Genomic DNA, 21,456 nt, shown 5'->3' on the forward strand with positions numbered 1-21,456 from the left:
CCAGCAAGTACGGCCCGAACGCCGGACAGCACCCCCAGAAAGCCCAGACCTATACCTTCCGCGCCGACATCACCTTCTTCGAGCACGGACTCGCTTCCCGCCCTCGAAGCTAAACGCAACGGTGTTGTGAATGACAACGTCTTGTGATCACCGATCCGGCTTGCCTAGCGTGCAGGCGTTCGTATCCGCGGACCCTGCCGTCGGGACGCCGAGTCCTGCCCACCGGCCGGCAGGACGTCGAGCTCCGCATCGGGCAGGAGCGGGGGACCCAGGAAAGTGCCGTGTCCGCTTGGCCCGTCCAACGGGCCTGCCGGGACGCGGCTAGGGGTGAAGCCGCTCATGCGCGGCCGGGCTACCTCGCGGCCCGAACCCGACAGCTCACCTCGCAGGCGTCGCCGAGGGGTCCACCATGCCGTCTCCCCGTCGTGGCCGACACCGTCGATCGCGCCACAGCCACGCCCCGCGCCTGGCCACCGCCGTCGGAGTCGTCGGCGTCGGCCTGGCGATGCCGCTGATCACCGCTAGCGGAAGCTCCGCCATCTTTCCCCGCCACCCCCACGGCCCCGCGGCACCCGCCGCCCCGGCGCAACGCCACGACGCCTACGCCCCCGGCAGCACCCCTGGCCACGGGAGCTCCCCGTGGGCCTTCGCCACGCCCACCGCCTCGGGCACAACGACGGCCTCCGCGGCCCCGACCGCGGTGTCCACGCATGCCTCCGCCGTGCCGTCCACGGCCTCCTCGGCCTCGCCGACGGCCCCGACCCCACACACCTCCTGGCACCCGTCGGCATCCTCGTCGCCGTCGGCCACGTCGACCCCCGCCCCCACCTCCGCGGCCGCTCGTCCGGCCGCTCCTTCGGCCGCGCCGACGGCCTCCGCGAGGCCGACCGCGGCCGGCTCGGACGCCGTCCAACAGGTACTCGCCCTGATCAACCAGGCCCGAGCCTCCAAGGGCCTGCCGGCGTACACCATCAGCGCGGGCCTGACCAGCAGCGCCCAAGCCCACAACCAGGTGATGGCCGCCGGCTGCGGCCTGTCCCACCAGTGCCCGAACGAGAACGAACTGGGTGCCCGGGAGAGCGCCGCGGGCGTCCAGTGGAACTCTGCCGGGGAGAACATAGGCGACGGCGGCCCGGTCAGCACCGCATCCCAGGACATCGCCACCGAGGCGGTGGCCCTGACCCAGGACATGCTGAACGAGCAGCCGCCGAACGACGGCCACCGGCAGAACATCCTGAGCACCTCGTTCACCCACATCGGCATCGCTGTCCACCGGGACGCCAGCGGTACCGTCTGGATGACCCAGGACTTCTCCAACTGAGTCCAGGCCGGCCGCACACCGTCGGGGCGGCCGCATCACGCGGCCACCCCGGGCCGGACTCCGCCAGCCGGCGGCCCTGGCGCGCCTCGGCGAGGTGGGCCGCGTCAATACCACAGTCAGTCAACGCTCTTGCGGGGGCGGTCTTTCGGCCAGCCCATTCCGGGGCCGTGCGGCCGGTCGTCATGCCAGGGCCTCGGCGAGCTCGGGGAGGTACCCGGCGAGGAAACCCAGGTCGGTGGCGCGGGCGAACCTCGGGTGCTCCCGGTACCGGGGGAGCCGGCCCAGTGCCGTGCGCCCGAAGTAGCCGCCGCTCCGCGCCCCCGGAGACGTCCCCGGAGACGCCCCCGGGGAGGGGACCGGGTCGCCGGGCCAGTCGGGGTCGGCCGCCACGAGCGGCAGGCACCGCTCGAATAGCCGGTGACAGACCTGCAGTCCCCGGCGCATCACCACGTGGTACGGCTCCTCGGCACCGATCGGATAGGGCGCGGAGGCCAGAGCGGGACCGGTGTCGATGCCCTCGTCGACGCGGTGGAGCGTGGCGGCGAACTCCCGCTCGCCGCCCAGCATGGCGTACACCAGGGCGACTTCGGGCATCCCGCGGTAGGCCGGGAGGGGGCCGTGGTGGACGTTGAGGACGCGCAGCCCGGTGGACAGCACCGGAGCACGGAAGATCATCCGGTTGTTGACCGACCAGACCAACCCGTCCGTGCAGGTCGCCGCCAGCTCGCCCGCGACCGCGTTGACGTCCGCGGTGCCGAGGAAGCGAACTCCGGACGGCACCGCGGCGGCGGCGCCGTCCGCAGTCGGGCCGCAGACCAGGTCCACAGGCAGCCCGCTGTCCAGCGTGTGCCGTACGGCGCGCCACAGCAGCGCGCCCTCACCAACGAAGATCATGCCTCGCTCCGCACGACGCTGACGGCAGCGACGACGCGGCCCAGGGTCAGCCCGCCGCTCAGCGGCCCGAGCCGGTCCAGCAGCCGTCGCTCGGCCGACCCGCCGAGCAGCTCCTCGCCGAGGGCCGACAGCATTTCCAGAACGGCGAGCGAATCGCCGCCCAGTGCGTGGAAGTCGGACGAGGCGTCGAGGAGCGCGGCCTCGCAACGCAGGACACGCGACCAGATCTCCGCGGTCACAGCCGCCACGGCGCGATCGGCGCCCGCCCCGCCCGGTCCCGCCTCGCCCGGCTGCGCCCCACCCAGAGGCACGGGTGCCTCCGGCGCGGCCGGGGAGCCGCCCGCACCCGCCGTGGCGGCGCTGAAGGGATCCGGCAGCGCCTTGCGGTCGGTCTTGCCGCTGGCGGTCTCCGGCAGCGCCGGGAGAACGCGTATCACCGTGGGCACCAGGTGCGGCGGCAGCGACCGGGCCAGCTCGGCCCGTACGGCGGCCTCGTCGAAGGCGGTGACGCCCTGCGCGAGGACGACGAACGCGCACAGGGCCCGTACCTCCTCGGTCCGGCCGCGGGCGACCACGGCGGCCTGGGCGATGTCCGGCATCCCGGTCAGCGCCGCTTCGACCTCGGCCGGTTCCACCCGGTGGCCGCGGATCTTCACCTGGTCGTCGACGCGTCCCGCGTACTCCAGCTGCCCACCGGGCAGCCGCAGCACCAGGTCTCCGGTCCGGTAGGCACGGCGGCCGTCCGGCAGGAGAACGAACCGTTCGCCGGTGAGGTCGGGGCGGCCCAGGTAACCGCGGGCCAGCTGCACGCCGGTGACGTACAGCTCGCCGAGCCGGCCGTCCGGAACCTCGCGCCGCCGCTCGTCCAGCACGCTCACGCCGGTGCGGTGCACCGGAACGCCGATCGGCGCCGATCCACGCGAGATGCCGTCCTCGACGACGGCGACCGTACAGGCCAGCGTGGCCTCGGTGGGGCCGTAGGCGTTGACGATGAGACAGTCCGGTCCGAACGCCTCGCGCGCCCGTCGGGCCGTGGCCGCGGTGAGGTTCTCACCGCCCAGTTGCAGTGCGCGGATGCCCGTCGGGCGGACGCCGAGCCGTGCCGCGAGGTCGAGATGGGTCGGGGTGAGCGACAGGGTGTTGGCGCGCCGGCCCGAGAACATGTCGCGGAGCTTGAGGTGGTCGAGCTCGCCGGGCACCGGCACGACCGCTCCGCCGTGCAGCAGCGGCGGGAAGATCTGCATCAGCGACAGGTCGAAGCCGGGCGAGAAGGAGTACGCGGCACGGGTCCCCGCGTCGCACCGCATGAGCGGGGCCAGCCAGCCGACGGCGTTGACCAGGCTCCGGTGCTCCACCTGCACACCCTTGGGCCGGCCGGTGGACCCCGAGGTGTAGATGACGTACGCCAGGTCGTCCGGGCCCGGCGCGGCGGCGGCGAGTGCTTCCCGCGTCCGCGCGTCGAGCGGGCCGTCGACGGCGGCGACGTCCTCCAGGAGGATCGTCGTGCCGTCAAAGCCCCGGGCGAGACCGGCCCAGGCGGCCCCCGCCAGGCAGAACCGGGTCCGTGCGTCGCGCAGCAGCTCCGCGACGCGCTGCGCCGGATTACGGACGTCGATGGGGAGGAACGCCGCGCCCGCCTTGAGGACCCCCCAGACGCCCGCGAGCCCGGACGCCGTGCGGTCGGCGAGGACTCCGACGACCTCGCCGCGTCGCACGCCCCTGGCGAGCAGTTCGGCGCAGACGGCGTCGGAGCGCCGGTCCAGTTCGCGGTACGACCAGTGCGCGGTGTCGCCGGTCACCGCGGGGGCCTGCGGGGAGCGGGCGCTCTGCGCGCGGAACAGCTGGACGACCGTGGTGTCCAGCGGTGGCAGCCCCTCGGGCCCCGGAGCGAGGAGCCGCTGGGCGGCGCCGGGCTCATGCGGTCGCCGCAGCGCCCTCGAACCCGCTGCCGGTAACTCCCTCGAACCTGCTGCCGGTTCGGCCGTCGCGAGCGCGCCGGCGAGCCGGTCGATCAGTGCGTCGCAGCGTTCACCCACGTCCGCGGCCCCTCGGGCGGAGACCACCAGCTCGGTGTGGCCGGGCAGTTCGAGCATCACGACGCTGAAGGGCACCATGGGGGCGTGGACGGGCAGGGCATAGACCGTGGTCGCGGCGAACCCGTCGGTGCTGAACCCCGCCGGATCCAGTCGGCCGCCGTGCGAGACGATCGCCGAGGCGAGGTGGCGGTGCCGTGCCAGGGCCGCGGCCCGCGAGGCGCGGACGAGGGCCGCGGCCACGGGCAGCGGAAGCCTGGCGAGCGACGCCTCGGTGCCGGCCGCCAGTTCCCGCCGGTCCGCGAGAGCGTCCAGCAACCGCCGGTGGACGGCGTCCGGACCCTGGCCGGGCGAAACGTCGAGGAACACGGGCAGGGTGAGGTTCGCCGTGGCGGACGAGGCACGTGCGTGTCGCCGGAGATCGACCGGCACCATGATCCGGGCCGGGGAGCCGACGGCTTCGGCGAGTGCCGCCGAGATCCTCGCGGTTGCCGCCACGGGCCGGCCCGGCACGGTCCGCCGCCGCCACACGGCGGCCGAGCCCGCCCTGCCGCCCAGCGGAGAACGCTGGTCGAGCCCGAGGCGGGGACGCTGCCCGGTCCTGCCCAGCGCGGCCAGGAGCCGGTAGTCCGTCAGCGTGTCCGCGGCGTCCTGCGGCGGCTCGCCCCTGAGGGCACGGAAGACCTCGGCGGCCCAGGTCCGCAGGCCCTTGAGGTCCATCACCGCGTGCGCGGCGCGGAAGACCACGGTGGACGGCTCCCCGGTGAGCAGCAGCACCTCGCACGCCGGACGGCCCTCGGCCTGCGCCAAGTGGCCGGTCAGCTCCGGCAGTCCGGTCGGCGCGGTGCGGTCGAAGGCGGCGGCGTCCACGACCAAGACCCTGGCCGGCACCCCGCTGTCGGTCCACGTCCGACCGCGGCGCACGACCCGGGAACCGGGGCAGGACCGGGAAGCCTGCGCCACGGCGCGGGCCAGCGACCGGGCACCGATCTCCCCGACACCCTCGACCACGAGCTGGATCACCATCATCTCGCCGAGCCGGGCGGCGGCGAGGTAGGACCACTCGGTGGGCGAGACGGGCCGCCGGAAGGCGGAGGCGCCCCTGGCACCGGACCCGGTGGTTGCGTAGTGCACGGTCAAGGCCTCACCTTCCGGATGAACTCGCCGACGCCGCCGATCTCGTCGACCCAGGCCGCCAGCCGGGCCATCCCGGTCTCGTGGTCCACCGTCGGCGCGGTCAGATCGCGGCGCGCCGCCGAGGTGTCGTACGTGGCCGACCGGGTCAGCAGCGCCAGCGAGTAGCGGGACAGGGACGGGGACGTGTGCCTGGCCAGCGGGGGCAGCTTCCGCGCCATGTCCACCGCGAAGGCGGCGGCACGCAGCGGTCCGAGGCGGACCCGCCTGGTCGGGGGCGTGCCGCCGAACCGCTCGGCGAGGTCGGCGAGGGTGCTCCACACCTCCACCGGCTCCGGGTCCGCGATGAAGTAGGCCCGGCCGCCCACTCCTTCGGCCCGGGCGGCCCGGACACTCGCCTCGGCGGCGTTGTCGCAGTGGCACAGCGAGGCGTGGACGGGCCTGCCTCCGGAGAGGTCGGGCAGGCCGGCGGTCATCATCTTCGCCAGCAGGCGCGGCATGAAGCCGGAACGGTCGCGCGGGCCCCACACGGCGCGCGGCCGCAGCGCGACCGTGGTGAAGTCCGGCCGGTCGGCGGCCAGGACGAGACGTTCCGCGGCGGCCTTGGTCTCCGAGTACAGATTGAGGAAGCGCTTCGGGTAGGGCTCGCTCTCGTCGATGCCGAGCCGGTCGCCGTCGCGTATGCCCATCAGCGCGCTGGGACTGCTGATGAACACGAACCGCCGTGCCCCGGCGTCCCTGGCCGCCGTCATCAGTCGCCGCGTGCCGTCGACGTTCTCGTCGCGGAACTGGGCCCTGGTGCCCCGGTCGGTGACCCGGGCGGCGCTGTGGTGCACCGCGTCGATCCCGTCCGCCGCCGCCCTCAGCGAGGCCGGGTCCCGCAGGTCGCCGTAGGCGAACTCGATGCCCGCCACGGTGCGCAGATGGCTGAGGTCGCTCCCCTCGCGCACCAGCACGCGGACCTCGTCGCCGGCCCGCAGACAGGCGTCGACGATGTGGCTGCCCAGGAATCCGGACGCGCCCGTCACCAGTACCTTCATATCGAAGCGGCCTTCCTCCCGCCGCGGGCCGTCCGCCACCACGTCGCCCCGAAGAGCATCGTGAGAGCGGCGGTGGCCCATGGCCTGCGGCCGGTGGCGAGTTCCTGCTCCGCACGCAGCGCGGCCGGTATCTGCACGGCGTGGACGACGACGCTGAGGAAGACGTCGAGACACCACAGCGCGGTGAGCACTGGATGGTCCCAGGGCAGCAGCGGCCACGCGGCCGTGTAGGCCCAGCCGGCCAGCGGCACGGCGCGCAGCGCCAGGCCCGCACCCGTGGGGCGGCGGCTCCCAATGAGCCGGTCCTCGGCCCAGCCGGCCAGCAACTCCCGGCGGATCTTGGCGTTGTGGCGAACGTCCACCGGGAACGCGGGGTGCAGCAGGAAGTCCACGATCGGCTCGGTCATGGCGTTGTTCGCACCGAGGGTGCACAACTCCTCCGAGATGCGCGGCCATTGGTCCCGGCCGGTGCCCGGCGCCAGCTCCACGCACAGCACCGGCCGCTCCTGCCCGCGCGGCCCGATGCCGACCAGGGCGGTGCGCCGGACCCGCGGATGGGCGTTGAAGATGCTTTCGCAGCGCACCGTGTGCAGGTCGCCTCCGGGTGTGCGGACCCGCTGGCTCTTGCGTCCGCAGAACCAGATCCGGCCCGCCTCGTCGATCCATCCGACGTCACCAGTACGGTGCCAGCGGGTGACGCCGTCCTGGATCTTGTGGTCGGCGTCGGCCTGCGCCGTCCGGAAGTAGCGGGGGCTGACGGCCCGCCCGCTCACCACGATCTCGCCCGGCTCGCCGGGCGGTACGGCCAGGCCGGGCGCCCACCGGGGCACCGGTCCGTCGCTGATCGCGACGGTACGCACCGCCATGCCCGGCGCCGGGCGGCCCAGACAGACACCGAGCCCGGTGGCCGGCCCGCCGGCGAGCCCGGTCAGCGCCTCACGGCTCTCCAACAGCGCCATGGGCAGGGCCTCGGTCGCCCCGTAGGTGCTGAACACGCGTGCCTCGTCGGGCAGTACGGCGCGCAGTTCGCCCATCAGCCCGGGGCTCACCGGGGCGCCGCCGGAGATGACCAGGCGCAGCGAGGGCACCGGGGCCCCGGTCGCGGCCAGGTGGGAGGCGAAGGGGGCCAGCAGCGCCGGGGAGGCGAACATCGCGTCCACCCGGAAGCGCCGGACCGCGTCGGCGAGCGGCGCAGGGTCGGCGGCGCCGACCCTGGCCATGTCCATCTTCGGCACGACCGCGGTGCGCCCGGCCGCCAGGTCGAACACGCCCATGAGTGGCATGGTGACCAGGGTGGTCTTCGCGTCGTCCGTGAAGTGGCCCTCCTCGGCTCCCTCCGCCATCGCGCGGAGCATGCCGACGGTGACCTCCACCGGCTTGGCCGGACCGGTGCTGCCGGTGGTGTAGCCGATGAGCGCGAGGTCGCCCGGGCCGGTCCGCGCCGGGGGCGACTTCGGCCGGCCCGCGCCGGCGGCGATCAGCTTCCGCAGGGCGGTGCCGTCCGCGCGGCCCACCGTGACCGAGCTGCGCACCCCGCCGAAGGCGCGCGGGCGCAGCCGCCGCAGCATCTGGGCCTTCGGGACGCCGATGAAGGCCTCCACTCGTACCCGCCGTAGGCAGTCGAGCATGCGGTCCAGACCCATGCCGGGATCCACCACGACCGGCACGGCGCCCACGTGCATCATGGCGAAGACCAGCGTCAGCAGGTCGCCGCCGGGCGGCACCAGCACGGCCGTGCGGGTGCCGCGGCGGATGCCGTGCGCTTCCAGTCCGGCGGCGCAGGCCGCGACCCTGGTGGCGAGTTCGGCGTAGCCGACCGTGGTGTAGGCGGCGCGGCCGCCCGGTTCGGTGCGCTCTGCGTCGGGATGGATGAGCGCGGTCCTGCCGGGTGTGCGGGCGGCGTGCCCGGCGAACAGTTCCGCGAGTGAGGCGTGCCGGTCCCGGGGGAGGGACGGGGCGGGCATCATCGGGTGGTCCCGTCGCCGGTGCCGGTCAGCCGGTAGAGCGAGGTCGCCGAGGTGAGTCCCGCGCCGACCGCGAGGAAGAGCACCTGGTCGTGTCCGGCGAGGCGGCCGGTGTCCAGGGCCTGACGGTATCCGTGGATGAGCGCCGAGGTGTGCGGGTCGCCGTGGACGCCTTCGACGGTGACGGCGGCGTCGGAGGCGAGGCCGAGGCGTTTGGCGAGGCGCGCGGCGAACGCGGGTGTCGGCTGTGAGGTGACCAGCAGGGTGCGGTCGAGGGCGACGTGTGCCCGGCCGGCGTCCGCGGTGTCCTGGGCGATCGCCGCGCTGTCCTCGGCGCTCAGCACGGTGTGGACGGAGTCGACGGCGAGGGCCAGCATCCGGTCCAGGACGTCGTCGTCGCGGTCCACGACGATGCTGTTCCGTCCGTCGGCACCGACGTCGGGCAGCGGCAGATAGCCGTTGACCCCGTGCCCGCCGGGCAGGGACCGGTGGTGCACACGGCCGAAGCCGAGGGTGTCGCCGGTGTGCTCCAGCAGCAGGGCTGCTCCGGTGCTCGCGTACGGGAACGCGGCCGTGCCGGCGCGGGAGGGGTCCGTCGACGGGTGGGTGTCGGCGGAGACCACCATCACCCGGCGGGCGCTGCCGGTGGAGAGCAGGGCGTCGGCCGCCTGGACGGCGTTGAGCACGCCGCAGGCCCCGTTCATCAGGTCGAGGGAGAACGCGGCCCGCCGGTCGGGGGAGTGGAGGTAGTCGAGGTTGATGCCGATGTTCTTCTGGATGAGTGCGGCGACGGACGGTTCGACGATGTTGGAGTCGCGGTAGACGCCGACGTTGATGAGGACGTCGACGTCGGCGGAGGACATCTGGGCCTGTTCCAGGCAGGCGCGGCCGGCCGCCGCCGCGTGGCCGATGGAGCTGCCGGAGCCGTCGGCCGGGCTGAGCGCGGCCGAGCTGATGACGGTGGCCATGGTCACACCTCCAGGGAGGAGACGGTCGCGGACAGGAAACCGGTCACGACACCCGAGGCCGCGGGCACCATCAGCACCTTCGACCCCTTGGGTATGCGGTCCTCGGCGAGCGCCTGATGCAGCACCAGGTAGTGCGATGTGGTCGCGGTGTTGGCCAGCCGGTCGACGACCGAGAGGGACTGCGGCATGGGTGCGGCGAAGCCGCGCTCGCCCGCGGCGTTCATGAAGTCCACGAACCGGGTGCCGACCTGGTGGTGGATGATGAAGTCGTATCCCTCGTCGGCGAACCGACGGCCCTGCTCGGCCAGCCTGTCCCCGTGGAAGGCCGGCCACAGCGAGAGCCGGTCCTCGGCGTGCATCTCCTTGTTGTTGGTGTACATGGCCATGCCGCCCGTGCCGTCACTGGGCATGCCGAGGCACAGGTGCGAATACTCCGAGCACGTCATCAGCTCGATGTCGTGGATCACGTCCCGGTCGTCCGTCGCGCGGTCCATCACCAGCGCGACGGCGGAGTCCCCTACGGACATCGACGCGAACTGGGGGTCCCTGCTGTCCTCCATCTCGCGCGCGGCGGTGAAGGCGATGGGGGAGATGTGCTCCCCGCTCAGCACCAGGCCGTTGCGTACGGTGCCGGCGCGGATCATCCGGTCCAGCAGGAGGACGCCGGTCATCATGCCCGCGCAGGCGTTGGAGACGTCGAAGTGGACGGCGCGGTCCGCGCCGATCTCCTTGGCGATGCGGTGCGCGAACGAAGGCTCGAACTGGAGGCGCCCGCCGTCGGTCATGCGGCTGATGGAGCAGGAGATCACGGCGTCGATCTCGTCCGGTGCGTAGCGGGATCGGCCCAGGCAGTCCCGGGCCGCCGACACGGCCATCGTGAGGCTGTTCTCGGGGCTCTGTGCGGTGTCGTCCGCCACCCGCCGCTCCGTTGTCCCGGTGATCTTCACCAGGTCGAACTCCGGGGCCTTCTCCAGGCGGTCGAGGAGTTCCCGGGTGCTCATCACCGCTGCGGGGAGGTAGGCCCCGATGGCTTCTAACCGGTTTTTGTTCACAGCACTCTCTTCGTTCTCGCGTGGGTCCGGTTGATTAAGGCCACGTAAAATCACACGAGGTGAATGGACGTCACCTTCGTGCACGTTGGAACTCGAAGTGCCCAGGGTTACTTCGCGGGCTTCTCCCTGGCCGCGGGAGTGCCGCATGACGTGGGCGCGTCAATCGCTCTTGGAGACTAGCGTATTACTCAAAGCGACCTTGCATCGCGGGGATGTGACGATCGCCACCCGTCTTTGGCGTGCCACCGGAGATTGATTGGCCGTCGGGAAGGTCGACAAAGAGAGCCTGATCAGTGGCGCGGCCAAGCATATGGTCGGCCAATCCGCTGAAGTCGATCCCCTGGGATTCGAAGCCGCCTGTGAAGAGAACCTCCTTGGAGCGTCTGCTGTCCTCTCGGTACAGATGGGTCGGCTCGGTGGAACTCGTTCGCTGACCTCCAGATGCCGGCTCACCCAAGCCAGTGTCAACGGTCGGACAGCCGCCGCATCATCGTGGTTGGTCACCATGCCACCCCATCATCCGGACGACGGCACGCGCAAAAGACCCGGCCAAGGAGTGAGCAGGTCGTCTCCCCAGCGAATGGAGACACACGGAAGATCTCGGGAACCATGACCCCAGCCTCGCGGGGAACGGCAGAACCCGGAGGCAGTTCGTTCTTTCTCAAGCTCTGGAGCGGGTTCGTCGGTCGGGTGGAGGCCGTCCTGGTGGTTGTCTCGGCGGTATGACGTCCGTGCCCTGTGCCGGAGGCCGGCGGCGACGGCCAGGCCGGTGGAGCGCGCTGCCTGTGCCGACCCGGCGGGAGGTGGTGGCCGCGGTGGTGTCGGCTCCGGATGATCCGTGGTGGGAGGTGCGGGTGCTGCACGCGAAGCTCTACCCGGCGAAGGACCGCAGTGTGTGAGCGTGTTGATGCCCCCCGTACCCTCGCGCGGGCGGCGGTCCCGGGCATGGCATGCTGCCCCGCATGATCGACACTCCCGACATCGACACCTCGGGCGAGACCTGGTCGTTCGCCACCGCGCGCGAACCGGCCGAGTTCCCCGCCGTCGAGGTCGAAGGCGTGCCCGGCGTCGAGCACGCCGGGGGCAGGGACCATCCCCTGTGCGGGATCCGCGGCCGGTACCTCCATCACGCTGGCCCGCGTCGAGGACGCCGACCGGCAGTACCTCGTCGTCCTGCCTCTCGACGGCCGCGCCCGCATCGCGCGCGGGGCGGTGACTGCCTCTCCCGCGGCTTCGCTCAGTCCTCCTCCGGCCCCACCGCTCCCTCGGGGCGCTGCTCCTTCGTGAACCCGGGGCACTGAGGCCCGGCGCGACGAGGGCGCGGCTTGGCCGGCCGGTTCCCGGTGACACATCGCGCCGACACTTCATGTGGGGGAGTAGTTGTCCGTCAGCGTTGCGGTGTGCCGGATGGGGGTGGGGGCTGGGCGTAGCCGAGGAAGAAACAGCAAAGGCCGGCGGTGGGTGTGGGCCCACCGGCCGGCCGTCGCTCCGGGTCCGCTACCACACGGACTCCGGGAGAGCTGACGCGAGTCCGGTCCAACGAACGAGCGTCTGTGCTGGCCGTCTGAAGGAAACGGCTGCTGGCTCACTATGCGAAAACAGCGAATTCTGCGAAAGAGCAGGTACGGCACTGTGCTCATTTCGAAACAAAGAGCTGCTCTGACCTGCGGAAACGCTGCACCGTGCGCGATTGTTTCATGTAGGGGGAAAGCCTGGTGGCGGACCGCTTGAGGAGGGGGTGGCACACGGGTGGCACTCGCTGGCAGCGATTTCCCCGGACCCCGACGGCTGTGCGAGAGTAGTGGGCCACGAGGGTGAACCGCCGTCTACCACCGGCGATCTGACCTCGCATCAGTTCATTCCGAGTCCGGTCCACCCTCAGCCGGGTCCCGTCCGCGGGTCCCGGCCACAGCAGAACGAGGTTGTCCTCCATGTCCGTACACCTGCCGGTCATCCGGCCCGCGCTCCCCGTCCTGCCCGCCGCCCTGCGTCCGGGACGGGTGGTGATCCTGGTGGTCGTCGAGATCCTGCTCGTCGCCATGGTCTCCACCGGCTGGTCCCTGGAGCACGCCGTCGAGGTGCTGACGGCGGGCACGGTCCTGGCCGGCACGTTCGCCGCCTGGCTCTGACCCGCCCGCCGGGGCCGGCCGTCGTTGGCCGGCCCCGTTGCCGTACGAGAGGAGGGAGCGGTGTGGGCCGCTCCATGACCCCCCCGACCCTGGCCACTCCGACCGGTCGGTTCGCCAGTGAGCTGCAGTCGCTGAAGCACAGGAGCGGCCTCACCCTCGCCGCGATCTCCGAGAAGTGCCACGTCTCCGTGCCGACCCTGTCCAAGGCCTTCAACGGCCGCGAGCTGCCCAGTTGGGAGACCGTCCGCAAGGTGGTCGAGGCCTGCGGCGGCGACAGCCGACGGTGGCGCCGCTCCTACGAGGATTGCATCGCCGTGATGCGTGGGCCGGCCGACGAGGACTGGCTGATGGCCGAGGCCATTCGGAGCTGGACCCCGGCACGGCCCTGGGTTCCGCTGACCGAGCCGCGGACCCTCGACGAGTATCGGTTGTGGCTGAAGGTGGCCAAGCGGTTCGCCGACCGGTCGTTCAGCGAACTGTCCCGGTTGTCGCGTCTGGGGCAGAACAGCTGGGCGGCGGAGTCGTTCGCCTCGCTGGTATCCGGGCGCCGGGCTCTTAATCCCCGCTGTGTCCTGTCTTTCCTAATGGCATGTGGCATCGCCCGGTACGCCGACCTTCGCAGGTGGCTGTGGCTGATCCCGGCCGGGAACGACACCTGGCTGCGCGCTGAGGTGATGGCGGCTTCAGCGTCGCTGCACGCGTCGAGCATTGGCTCTGAGGAATGGGAGGTACAGGCACGGGCTGCGACCGCCGCCGGATACGACGGCGCGCTCGACCGCCCAGAGGCCATTGACTCCACCTTGGATTCGCTGGTGGCCCAGCTCGTCGACCAAGTGCGCTGGCCGGAGGTCGACGCCGTCGTGAAGACCTCGCGAGGCTTGATGCTCGTTCAGACCAAGCACCACAGCCCGGAGACGGCACCCCAGGCCAGCGTCATGTCTGCCACAAAGCTGGTCCGGCGGGCCGGACTCGACCCCGTGTCGCCCTACCCTGGCCGTTCCACCGCCCCATGGGCCTGTCAGTGCTCGAACTGCGGGGCCATGGTCAGCCCCAGCGTTGCGCAGATTCTGGCCCGCGGGTACACCTGCGCCTTATGCGGCTGGGAGGGCAGGAGCAACCCACCCGGATTCCGCATGCCCGGCACCCCGTCTCCCCGTTCAGGGCTCTGACCGGGAGCTGCGCGCCGTGGCTGCGCCGGGTGTCCGGATGGTGCGGGGCCCGGGAAGTTGAGAGCCTTGGGTTGTTGTGGCTGCCGGTGCCCACTGATAGGGAGCGGAAGCGGTGCTGGTGGTCCGGGCCGGGCTCGGCGTGCTGCCCTGGCCGGACAGCACGTCGATCCAGGTGCTCACCGCGTTGGCGAACGCGTTCGGCAGGCCGGCCGCGATCCGGCGGGCCCTGGCCAGGTCAGCGTCCACGATCTCGTCCTCGGCGAGGAGGTTCCGCAGTCGCAGGTAGTTGACCACGCGGGCGCCCTGGTGGTTGTAGCTCAGCGCGGCGACCGCCTTGATGTCCGCCTCTCGGATCGGCGCGTCGATGCCAAAGTGCGCCACGAGAACTCTCAACACGCGGATGCTGCCGCCGAGTTGCTCAATCTTCCATCCTCGGCGGCGAATGTAGTCGGCGAAGTCGGACAATCAGTGCCTCCGCCCCTGTCGGGCTCGGAAAGTCATTGCTGCAGGTGGCAGCGGGAGGGCGATCTCGGCTGCCACCATGTCCGCGTGATCGTCTCGCTGCTGTACAAGGTGGCCCGCAAGTTGCTGTCCGTCCCGGGAGTGCTGCTGCGTCGCGACACCGCGAAGGATGCGGAGCTGCTCGTGCTCCGGCATGAGAACGCGGTGCTGTGTCGCCAGCTCGCCGGCCCGGTCCGCTATGAGTCGGCGGACCGGCTCTGGTTGGCGGCGCTGTCCAGCCTGATACCCCGTCACCGGTGGTACGAGGTCTTCCCCGTCGCACCCGGCACGCTTCTGGCCTGGCACCGAAGGTTCATCGCGGCGAAGTGGGACTACAGCACACGGCGCACCCGCACCGGGCGTCCGCCGACCAGAGCGGCGCTCAGGAACCTCGTGCTACGCCTGGCTCGGGAAAATGCGGGGTGGGGGCACAGGTGGATCCAGGGCGAGCTGGCCCGCCTCGGGCATCCGATCGCCGCATCCACGGTGTGGGAGATCCTGAACGCGGCGGGCATCGACCAGGCCCCGCGCCGCACTGGCCCGACCTGGCGTGAGTTCCTCACGGCCCAGGCCGAGGGCATCGTCGCCGTCGACTTCTTCCATCTCGACACTGCGATGGGGCGCCGGCTGTACGCGTTGGCGTTCCTTGAGCACGGTACTCGACGTCTGCACATCGCCGGCGTCACCGCTCATCCCACTCGGGAGTGGGCCGTGCAGCAGGCCCGCAACGTCGCTGCCGGCCTGGGCACGCGCATGGAGTCGCTGCGCTTCCTGCTACGCGACCGCGACGGCAAGTACGGGCCCTCGTTCGACGCTGTCTTCGAGGCCGAGGAGATGGAGATCCTGAAGAGTGCGCCGCGGGCTCCCCGGATGAATGCCCGCTGCGAGCGGGTGATCGGCAGTATCCGGCGCGAGGTGCCCGACCACGTCCTGATCATGAACGAGGCTCATGCTCGGCTGGTCTTGGACGCCTACCAGCGGCACTACAACGAGCACCGCCCCCACCGGGCCCGGAGCCAGCTACCACCCGGCGCCGACCGGCAGCCCACCACCCTTCACGACTTCGAAGGCCGCAGACTCCTGCGCAGCCGCGTCCTCGGCGGCGTCATCAACGAGTACCGGTAAGTAGCTTGACCAGCGGCGATGACTTTCCGAGCCCCACAGGTCCTGCGCGGCCCGATGCTGTCCATCCGGTCGGTTGGCTTTCGGTAGAACGTCAGCGGTTCGGGCGTCGACGGGTCGGAGTCAGCCAGCGGGGCGGCGCGCAGGGTGCCGAGTCCGTCTCCCGGACCTGGGGATCAGCCCTTCGGATCGCCCCAACACGATGATATCCACGTCGTCAGACTGCCTTGGCGAGCTTGCGGACCTCGATGGTGGTCTTGAAGCGGTTGGCGACCTTGCTCCAGTGCTCGTGGAAGTACAGCGGCACCCCGGTGTCGATGAACGCCTCGTACACCGCCCGGTCGTCCGGCGGCCCGCCGATCCCGGCAACCCGGCCCTGCCCACGCACTGAACATGTCATGACGGTTCATCAACTTCGGTGTGAAGAAAGGCCGATGAGGTGCCCTACGATGGACGGCATTCCGACCAGCCGCGCCGCCATCGGGCTCTCAGCCCGTGCCCAAGGGGGACCATGCGCCAGTCAGTGCTCTTCGTTCACGGCACCGGAGTTCGCGAGGAGTCCTACAACGAGAGCTTCGCGCTCGTCCGTTCCGAACTCGGGCGGCTCCGCCCCGGCATCGAGGTGCGGGGCTGCTTCTGGGGACGGGAGCACGGTGCATCCCTGGCCTTGGACGGCGTCTCCATTCCGAGGTACGCGCAGTCGAAGGGCGGCATCGCGGAGGACGACGACATCGCGGTCTGGGGCGTGCTGTACTACGACCCCTGGTACGAGCTGCGGGCGCTCGGGCTGCGCATTCCCGAGCCGGCCGGGATGACGCGCGGACTCACGCCGAGCCAGCGCTTCCTGGAGCAGGTGACCGGGTACACGCCCACCGCCGGGACGGCCGCGGTGTTCGCCAGGCACGGTCTCGCCGAGGACCTGACCGAGGCGCTGCGCACAGTCCTGCCCGCTACCGAGGTGCGGGAGGCTGCGGCGACCGTCGACGAGGGCGGTTACGAGCACCGGCACGCGGTCGCGCGGGCCCTGGTCGCGGCGGCCCTGGCCTCCGCCGATGCGCGGGGCGCCCAGCTGGTCTCCGGCGGGATCCGGGACGCGCTGCTCGCCGCCGTCGGCTCGGACCTGTACACCGAGGGGCGGTCCATCAAGAGCAAGATCGGTAAGGTCCTCGCCACCCCCGCGCTGCTGGGCTTCAGTCGGCGCTCCCGGCAGCGGCGCGGCGCCTGGAGCGACGGTGCGCTGCCCGCGCTGGGGGACATCCTCCGCTACCAGGCCCGCGGCCAGGGCGTCCGCGACTACATCCGGCGAGCCATCGAGAACACCCCCGGGGACTCGGTCACCGTGATCGCCCACAGCCTCGGCGGAGTGGCCTGCGTCGACCTGCTCGTCCGGGAGAAGCCGGAGCGCGTCGACCGGCTGATCACGGTGGGATCGCAGGCCCCGTTCTTCTACGAGATCGGCGCGCTGGTCTCGCTGGAGCACCCCGAAGCGTTGCCCCCGCAGTTCCCCGCGCGCTGGCTCAACCTGTACGACCAGCGGGACCTCCTGGGCTACCGTGCCTCCGAGGTCTTCCCCGGGCGGGCGTACGACCAGGAGGTCAACAACGGGCAGCCCTTCCCGTGGGCCCACACGTCGTACTGGTCCAACCCGCAGGTCTGGGAGGCGGTCGGCACATGGCTGGACTGATCGGGGCCGACCCTGCCCGGGTGCACGCCGTGTTGGTCGGCATCGCGCGCTACCCCCGGGTACCATCCCTCGACCTGCCCGGCGCCGCCGCCGACGCCGTCCGCTTCGCCCGCTGGCTCCGTGACCGGGGAGTACCGCCGGAGAACATCGCCCTGCTCCTGTCGGCGGAGGCCGAGCGGCTGGCCGAACTGCGGACCGAGGCCAACGAACATGGCCTGGAGATCCGGCCGATCGACTCCCGTGATCAGGTCATGGACGTCTTCACCCAGCAGACGGCCGCGCAGGAGGGCGACCTGCTGTTCGTCTACTGGGGCGGCCACGGCGTCCTTGGCCCGGACGGGCAGCGGGTGCTGGTCTGCCCGGACGCCTCCGCGGCGGACCTGCGCGCGATCGAACTCGACGGCCTGCGCAGGTACCTGACCCGGCGGGACGTGGCCTGGTTCGGCCGGCAGGTCCTCCTGGTGGACACCTGCGCCCAGTTCTTCGAGGACCTGAACCAGCCGTCCGGACCGGCGGTCGCCGCCTTCCTGCCCGGCCCCCGGGCCAGCGCCGACCAGTTCGTGCTGCACGCGGCGGCGGACGGCCAGGTGGCAGGCGAGGACCCGGCCCGTCGGTCCGGCCGCTTCTCCACGGTGCTCCTGGACTGGTTGGAGTCCCACGCTCCCACCGTTGAACCCGACCTGACCGTCCTGCTAGGCCATGTGAAGGAGCACTTCAACGCCCTCGCCCGGGCCGGCAAGCCGCTCCAGACCCCGGTGACCCTGCACATCCGCACCATCGACGGCGACATCGAGGACTTCACGGTCGAGCCCACCGGGACCACCGAGCTCGACCGGCTCCGGGAGCTCAGCCGCGTCGCCGCCGAGGATGCCTCCGTCGTGGTCCAGGCCGGCCCCCGCTACCCGCGCGGCGTGCACCTCACCGACCTGTACGTCCGGCGCGAGCTGGAGGATCGGTTGCACCGCCGCTTGGGGGAACCCGGCGGCCAGGTCGTGATCGGCGAGGCCGGCTGCGGCAAGACCAGCGTGCTCTGGGGCCTGCACCGCGCGCTCTCCGCCGAGAACGACGTCGAACCCCTGCTGGTGAAGGCCTCGTACCTGCTGGAGGGGATGCGCGAGGAGTCGGCCCGCGGCCCGCGAGGCCTGACCCTGCCAGAGGTCGAACGCGCCTTGCGCCAGTGCGTCGGTCAGGGGCTCACACCCGTGCTGTTGGTGGACACCCTCGACCTGCTGATGCACAGCTCCGACAGCCGCCGGCTGGTCGCCGAACTGCTGCGGCTGGCGCAGCGCTCCCAGGTGTCGGCCGTGCTGACCTGCCGTCCCGGCGAGGCCGCGCTCCTCCCGCTGGACGACGAGGACGCCGAGGGGTACCTGCGCAGCCCGCTCACGCTCGGCCCGTACAGCGCGACCGAGCAGCCGGAGGCCGTCCGCGGTCACTGCCGGGCCTTCTGCCCGTCCGATGACTCCGACGGTCCGGGCGGGGACTCCGCCGCGCGGGTCCACGACCTCATCATGAACGCCGTCTACCTCGACCTCCCGCTGCGCGAGGTCTGCGATAACCCGCTCACCCTGCGCCTGCTGTTCGACCTTTACGCCCCGGACGTCCCGGTCAAGGACGTCGACGTCGCCTCGCTCTACGACACCATGTGGCAGCGGCGCGTGGAGCGCGACTCCCGGGCTGGCGAGGACGACCCGGCGGCCGACCAGCGGGCGGCGCTGCCGCTCCAGGCCACCGCCGAGGCACTGGCCCGCTACCTCCTAGCCGCCAACACCCTGGAGGTGGAAGCGGGCGTGGCCGAGACCGAGCTCCGCCGCCTCCTGCCGCCGGAGGCCTCCGCCGACATCCCCCGGGACCTGCGCGTCCTGCAGGAGCGCGGGATCCTCACCGTGGTGGACTCCAACCGGCTCCGTTTCTTCCACCAGACCTTCTTCGAACATGCGGCCGCCCGCTACCTGCTCACCGCCGACCGCGGCCGGGAACTCGTCGACCGCATCCTCCGGGAACCCGACGACCTGCTGCTCGCCGCCGTCGCCGGGCAGCTGCTGCCGCGGGTCTCCCCCGTCCAGGCCGACCTGCTGCTCCGGCCACTGCTCGCGGATGACCGGACGGTCACGCTGGGCCTGAGCATCTACGCCGGGCAGCGCACCCCCGGAAAGGTCCGGGAGTTCGCACGGCAGGTGCTGGCCGAGGCCCCCGCCGAGTCCGTCAAGCGCTTTCTACTGCTGCTCCCCGGACTCCGCCACCCCGATCCCCGGCGGTGGGCCGAGGACCTCACCGCCGTCTGGCACTGCACCGCACGACCGGACGCCCCGGACGCCTGGGTGGTGCGCATCAGACTGGTGGAGGCGCTGTGCCGACTCGCACGGCGCCAGCCCGCGGCCGCGCTGGACTTCGTCCTCGACGCCAAGGTGATGGACTGGCTGCTCGACCAGCGCGCCGGAGACCTGCGCAACCACCAACGCGTCCACCTGGCCCTGCTCTGCTCGGTGTTCGCCGAGGATCCGGACTGGTCGCTGTGCCGGTTCGCCGAGTTCTGGCAGCGGTACGTGAAGGACCGTCAGCCGGGCGGCCTGCCCGAGATCGTCGAGGAGCTGCACCGCGCGATCGATCGCCTCTCCGACGCGCCGCTCAAGGACCGGACCGCGCGCCAGGCCCTCACCCGGTGCGAGGAGCTGCTCGGCTCGCTGGCCGGGTGGATCAACTCCACGGCCGTCGAGTTCGAGATCGGCAGGCTGTGGGCCGCCGTCCACCACGGTCTCGGCCCCGCCACGGTACGGGAGTTGATGCTCGCCGCCCTCAACGAGACCGGACCGGAGCGGTTGCACCGCGCCCGCCTGCACGGCCTGGGCCGGCTCGCTGACCACCTGCCGCAGGCCGAGGCGGCGTCGGTGGTGACCGCACTGCGGGCGATCACCCGACCCGGGCCGCAGACCACGGTGCTCGATACCGTCATCGTGCCTGTCCTGCGCCGGGAGACCAGCGCGCGGCCCGGCCTCCAGCCACTCGTCGCGCCCACCCCGTTCTCCAACGCCCTGACCGCCCTGTGCCGCGAGGCCCTCGACCTGCTCCCAGCGCCGCTGGTGGTCGACGGCGCCCGCTCCTTCCCGACCTGGTTGCTGGAAGCGGTCTCCCGCGCCGAGCTGGACGGCCCCGGGCTGCTGGCGGTCCTGCCGGCCGTGGATAGCCACCCGCGCTGGCTCGAACCCGACGGTCTCGGGCAGCTGCTCGTCCTGGCGTCCGTCGCCGGGCACCCCGGCGCCCGCGCCGCCTTCGACGCCTGGTGCCGCAATCAGGACACCCGGCAGGCCTTCGACGCCAAACGTCTGCGGAAGGCGATCAGCGTCTGCTGCGACAAGCTCACCGCCGCCCATCCGGAGCTCCTCGACCACCTGGTCGACGAGGCCGCGCTGACGTGTGACCCCACGCGGCTGATCACCGCGCTGGACATCGCGGGCAACGCGGACCGCTCGCAGGTCATCGCCGTGGTGCGTGCCGCGTCCGACCGCTTCGAGGCGCTCCTGACGGCCCTGCAGGACGGCGGCCGCGGCTCCCGCACTACCTCCTACCGGCTGCTCCGGGCTCTGATCGACCACGCCGGCTGGCCGTCCCCCTCGGGCCGCGTGCTGGCCGCGGACCTGCCCCCGGACAGCCCACAGCTGCGCCGGATCGGCGTCCTCGAGGTCGCTCGGTCGACGCTCCGGGCAGGCGGCTGGACCTTCGAGCAGGCGGAGCCCCTGGTGCCCACCCTGACGGCGCTCGCCGGCCGGGGCGACGGCGAGCCAGCACCCGGGAGCCCCGCCGGGGCCCAGCAGGCCGAGCCGCGCGACTCCGTGCCCGCGCTGGCCCACCACACCCTGGTCGCCCTGCACTGCCGCCTCTCCCCGATCGGCTCCGCCGAGCAGCGGAAGCGGCTCTGGGACACCGTGATCCCGCTGGTCATCCCCAAATCCCCGGCCCACGGCAAGCTGGTGAGCGAGGATGCCAGGGAGCTCGGCCGGCTGATCGAGCGGACCGCCCTGGTCGAGCCCGCCGCGGCCGCCGAGCTCCTGCTCGGTGTCTCCGCCGCCCTGCACGGCTACGACCCGGCGATGAGCAAGCCCAAACGCGAGATCGCCAACCGCTGGGACGCCCCGATCCAGGCGGTCGTCCAGGGGCTGGGCGCCGCCGGCCGCCGGGGGCTTATGTCGGGCCTCGTCACCGGTGACACCGCGCTCGCGCGCAAGACCATCGAGATCCTCGCCAAGGAGATGGTGACCGAACCCCCGCAGTGGTTTCGGGCGCTGGCCTCCCGCGAGGACCTTCCTCGCGTCCTGCGCGAGACGGTCAGCAACCGCCTCCGGCTCCACGCCCGCAGCTACTGCAGCAGTACCTGGCCCGAACTCCTGGACTCGAGCGATGGGTGACTGCCTGTCAGCCATGAGTGATCACTCCAGCCGTCCCCGGCG

The 21,456-nt window shown here is 72.1% G+C and carries 14 protein-coding genes and 1 riboswitch; of the genes, 6 read left to right on the forward strand and 8 right to left on the reverse strand.

Annotated features, from left to right (window positions below):
* The first annotated feature begins 232 nt into the window (after positions 1–232).
* A riboswitch (cyclic di-AMP (ydaO/yuaA leader) is annotated at positions 233–407 on the forward strand.
* A gap of 2 nt (positions 408–409) precedes the next feature.
* Positions 410–1,321, forward strand: a complete 912-nt coding sequence (locus tag KV557_RS36815) for a CAP domain-containing protein (protein WP_218205961.1) — start codon at positions 410–412, stop codon at positions 1,319–1,321.
* Between the two features lie 180 nt (positions 1,322–1,501).
* Here KV557_RS36815 and KV557_RS36820 read toward each other — a convergent pair whose 3' ends face one another.
* From KV557_RS36820 to KV557_RS36845, 6 genes are read right to left on the reverse strand one after another with little or no spacing between them, the layout of a single operon-like run.
* Complete coding sequence (locus KV557_RS36820) at positions 1,502–2,215, reverse strand: formyltransferase family protein (protein ID WP_218205962.1); 714 nt, start codon at positions 2,213–2,215, stop codon at positions 1,502–1,504.
* A complete protein-coding gene (locus KV557_RS36825) occupies positions 2,212–5,382 on the reverse strand; it encodes a non-ribosomal peptide synthetase (RefSeq protein WP_308130255.1) in 3,171 nt (1,056 codons plus the stop codon). The genes KV557_RS36820 and KV557_RS36825 overlap by 4 nt, the downstream gene beginning before the upstream one ends.
* Before the next feature lie 2 nt (positions 5,383–5,384).
* The gene (locus KV557_RS36830) at positions 5,385–6,422 is read right to left on the reverse strand and encodes an NAD-dependent epimerase/dehydratase family protein (protein WP_218205963.1); all 1,038 of its coding nucleotides are present in this window, start codon (positions 6,420–6,422) and stop codon (positions 5,385–5,387) included.
* Positions 6,419–8,389 carry a fatty acid CoA ligase family protein gene (locus KV557_RS36835; protein WP_256178498.1) on the reverse strand — a complete coding sequence of 657 codons (1,971 nt, stop codon included), beginning with the start codon at positions 8,387–8,389 and terminating at the stop codon, positions 6,419–6,421. The genes KV557_RS36830 and KV557_RS36835 overlap by 4 nt, the downstream gene beginning before the upstream one ends.
* Entirely contained in the window at positions 8,386–9,354 is a 969-nt protein-coding gene (locus KV557_RS36840; RefSeq protein WP_256178499.1) for a hypothetical protein, read from the reverse strand. The genes KV557_RS36835 and KV557_RS36840 overlap by 4 nt, the downstream gene beginning before the upstream one ends.
* Before the next feature lie 2 nt (positions 9,355–9,356).
* The gene (locus KV557_RS36845; protein WP_218205965.1) at positions 9,357–10,355 is read right to left on the reverse strand and encodes a 3-oxoacyl-ACP synthase III family protein; all 999 of its coding nucleotides are present in this window, start codon (positions 10,353–10,355) and stop codon (positions 9,357–9,359) included.
* Positions 10,356–12,337: 1,982 nt separating this feature from the next.
* On the opposite strand from KV557_RS36845, the gene KV557_RS36850 reads away from it, so the two are divergent.
* Together KV557_RS36850 and KV557_RS36855 are read left to right on the forward strand one after the other, a co-directional pair.
* Positions 12,338–12,535 carry a hypothetical protein gene (locus KV557_RS36850; RefSeq protein WP_218205966.1) on the forward strand — a complete coding sequence of 66 codons (198 nt, stop codon included), beginning with the start codon at positions 12,338–12,340 and terminating at the stop codon, positions 12,533–12,535.
* Positions 12,536–12,597: 62 nt separating this feature from the next.
* A complete protein-coding gene (locus tag KV557_RS36855) occupies positions 12,598–13,704 on the forward strand; it encodes a helix-turn-helix domain-containing protein (protein WP_218205967.1) in 1,107 nt (368 codons plus the stop codon).
* Here KV557_RS36855 and KV557_RS36860 read toward each other — a convergent pair.
* On the reverse strand, positions 13,693–14,169 hold the full coding sequence (locus KV557_RS36860) for a hypothetical protein (protein ID WP_218205968.1): 477 nt from the start codon (positions 14,167–14,169) through the stop codon (positions 13,693–13,695). The two genes, KV557_RS36855 and KV557_RS36860, sit on opposite strands and share 12 nt — an antisense overlap.
* 84 nt (positions 14,170–14,253) lie before the next feature.
* Here KV557_RS36860 and KV557_RS36865 point away from each other — a divergent pair, with 84 nt between their 5' ends.
* Entirely contained in the window at positions 14,254–15,330 is a 1,077-nt protein-coding gene (locus KV557_RS36865) for an integrase core domain-containing protein (protein ID WP_218205969.1), read from the forward strand.
* 214 nt (positions 15,331–15,544) lie between these two features.
* On the opposite strand, the gene KV557_RS36870 is transcribed toward KV557_RS36865, so the two are convergent.
* Positions 15,545–15,727, reverse strand: coding sequence for a hypothetical protein (locus KV557_RS36870; RefSeq protein WP_218205970.1), 183 nt, complete (start codon positions 15,725–15,727; stop codon positions 15,545–15,547).
* Positions 15,728–15,838: 111 nt separating this feature from the next.
* Here KV557_RS36870 and KV557_RS36875 point away from each other — a divergent pair, with 111 nt between their 5' ends.
* Both KV557_RS36875 and KV557_RS36880 read left to right on the forward strand, forming a co-directional pair.
* The gene (locus KV557_RS36875) at positions 15,839–17,011 is read left to right on the forward strand and encodes an esterase/lipase family protein (RefSeq protein WP_218205971.1); all 1,173 of its coding nucleotides are present in this window, start codon (positions 15,839–15,841) and stop codon (positions 17,009–17,011) included.
* The gene (locus KV557_RS36880) at positions 16,999–21,414 is read left to right on the forward strand and encodes a caspase family protein (RefSeq protein ID WP_218205972.1); all 4,416 of its coding nucleotides are present in this window, start codon (positions 16,999–17,001) and stop codon (positions 21,412–21,414) included. Before KV557_RS36875 ends, KV557_RS36880 begins: the two co-directional genes overlap by 13 nt.
* Positions 21,415–21,456: the final 42 nt, after the last annotated feature.

The organism is Kitasatospora aureofaciens (assembly GCF_019192735.1).
GTDB lineage: Bacteria > Actinomycetota > Actinomycetes > Streptomycetales > Streptomycetaceae > Kitasatospora > Kitasatospora aureofaciens_A.

Coding starts and splice junctions, on each gene's coding strand:
- KV557_RS36850 (WP_218205966.1), top strand. CDS start 12,338: ATGTCCGTACACCTGCCGGTCATCCGGCCCGCGCTCCCCGTCCTGCCC.
- KV557_RS36820 (WP_218205962.1), bottom strand. CDS start 2,215: ATGATCTTCGTTGGTGAGGGCGCGCTGCTGTGGCGCGCCGTACGGCAC.
- KV557_RS36840 (WP_256178499.1), bottom strand. CDS start 9,354: ATGGCCACCGTCATCAGCTCGGCCGCGCTCAGCCCGGCCGACGGCTCC.
- KV557_RS36880 (WP_218205972.1), top strand. CDS start 16,999: ATGGCTGGACTGATCGGGGCCGACCCTGCCCGGGTGCACGCCGTGTTG.
- KV557_RS36845 (WP_218205965.1), bottom strand. CDS start 10,355: ATGAGCACCCGGGAACTCCTCGACCGCCTGGAGAAGGCCCCGGAGTTC.
- KV557_RS36875 (WP_218205971.1), top strand. CDS start 15,839: ATGCGCCAGTCAGTGCTCTTCGTTCACGGCACCGGAGTTCGCGAGGAG.
- KV557_RS36870 (WP_218205970.1), bottom strand. CDS start 15,727: ATGACATGTTCAGTGCGTGGGCAGGGCCGGGTTGCCGGGATCGGCGGG.
- KV557_RS36815 (WP_218205961.1), top strand. CDS start 410: ATGCCGTCTCCCCGTCGTGGCCGACACCGTCGATCGCGCCACAGCCAC.
- KV557_RS36835 (WP_256178498.1), bottom strand. CDS start 8,389: ATGATGCCCGCCCCGTCCCTCCCCCGGGACCGGCACGCCTCACTCGCG.
- KV557_RS36830 (WP_218205963.1), bottom strand. CDS start 6,422: ATGAAGGTACTGGTGACGGGCGCGTCCGGATTCCTGGGCAGCCACATC.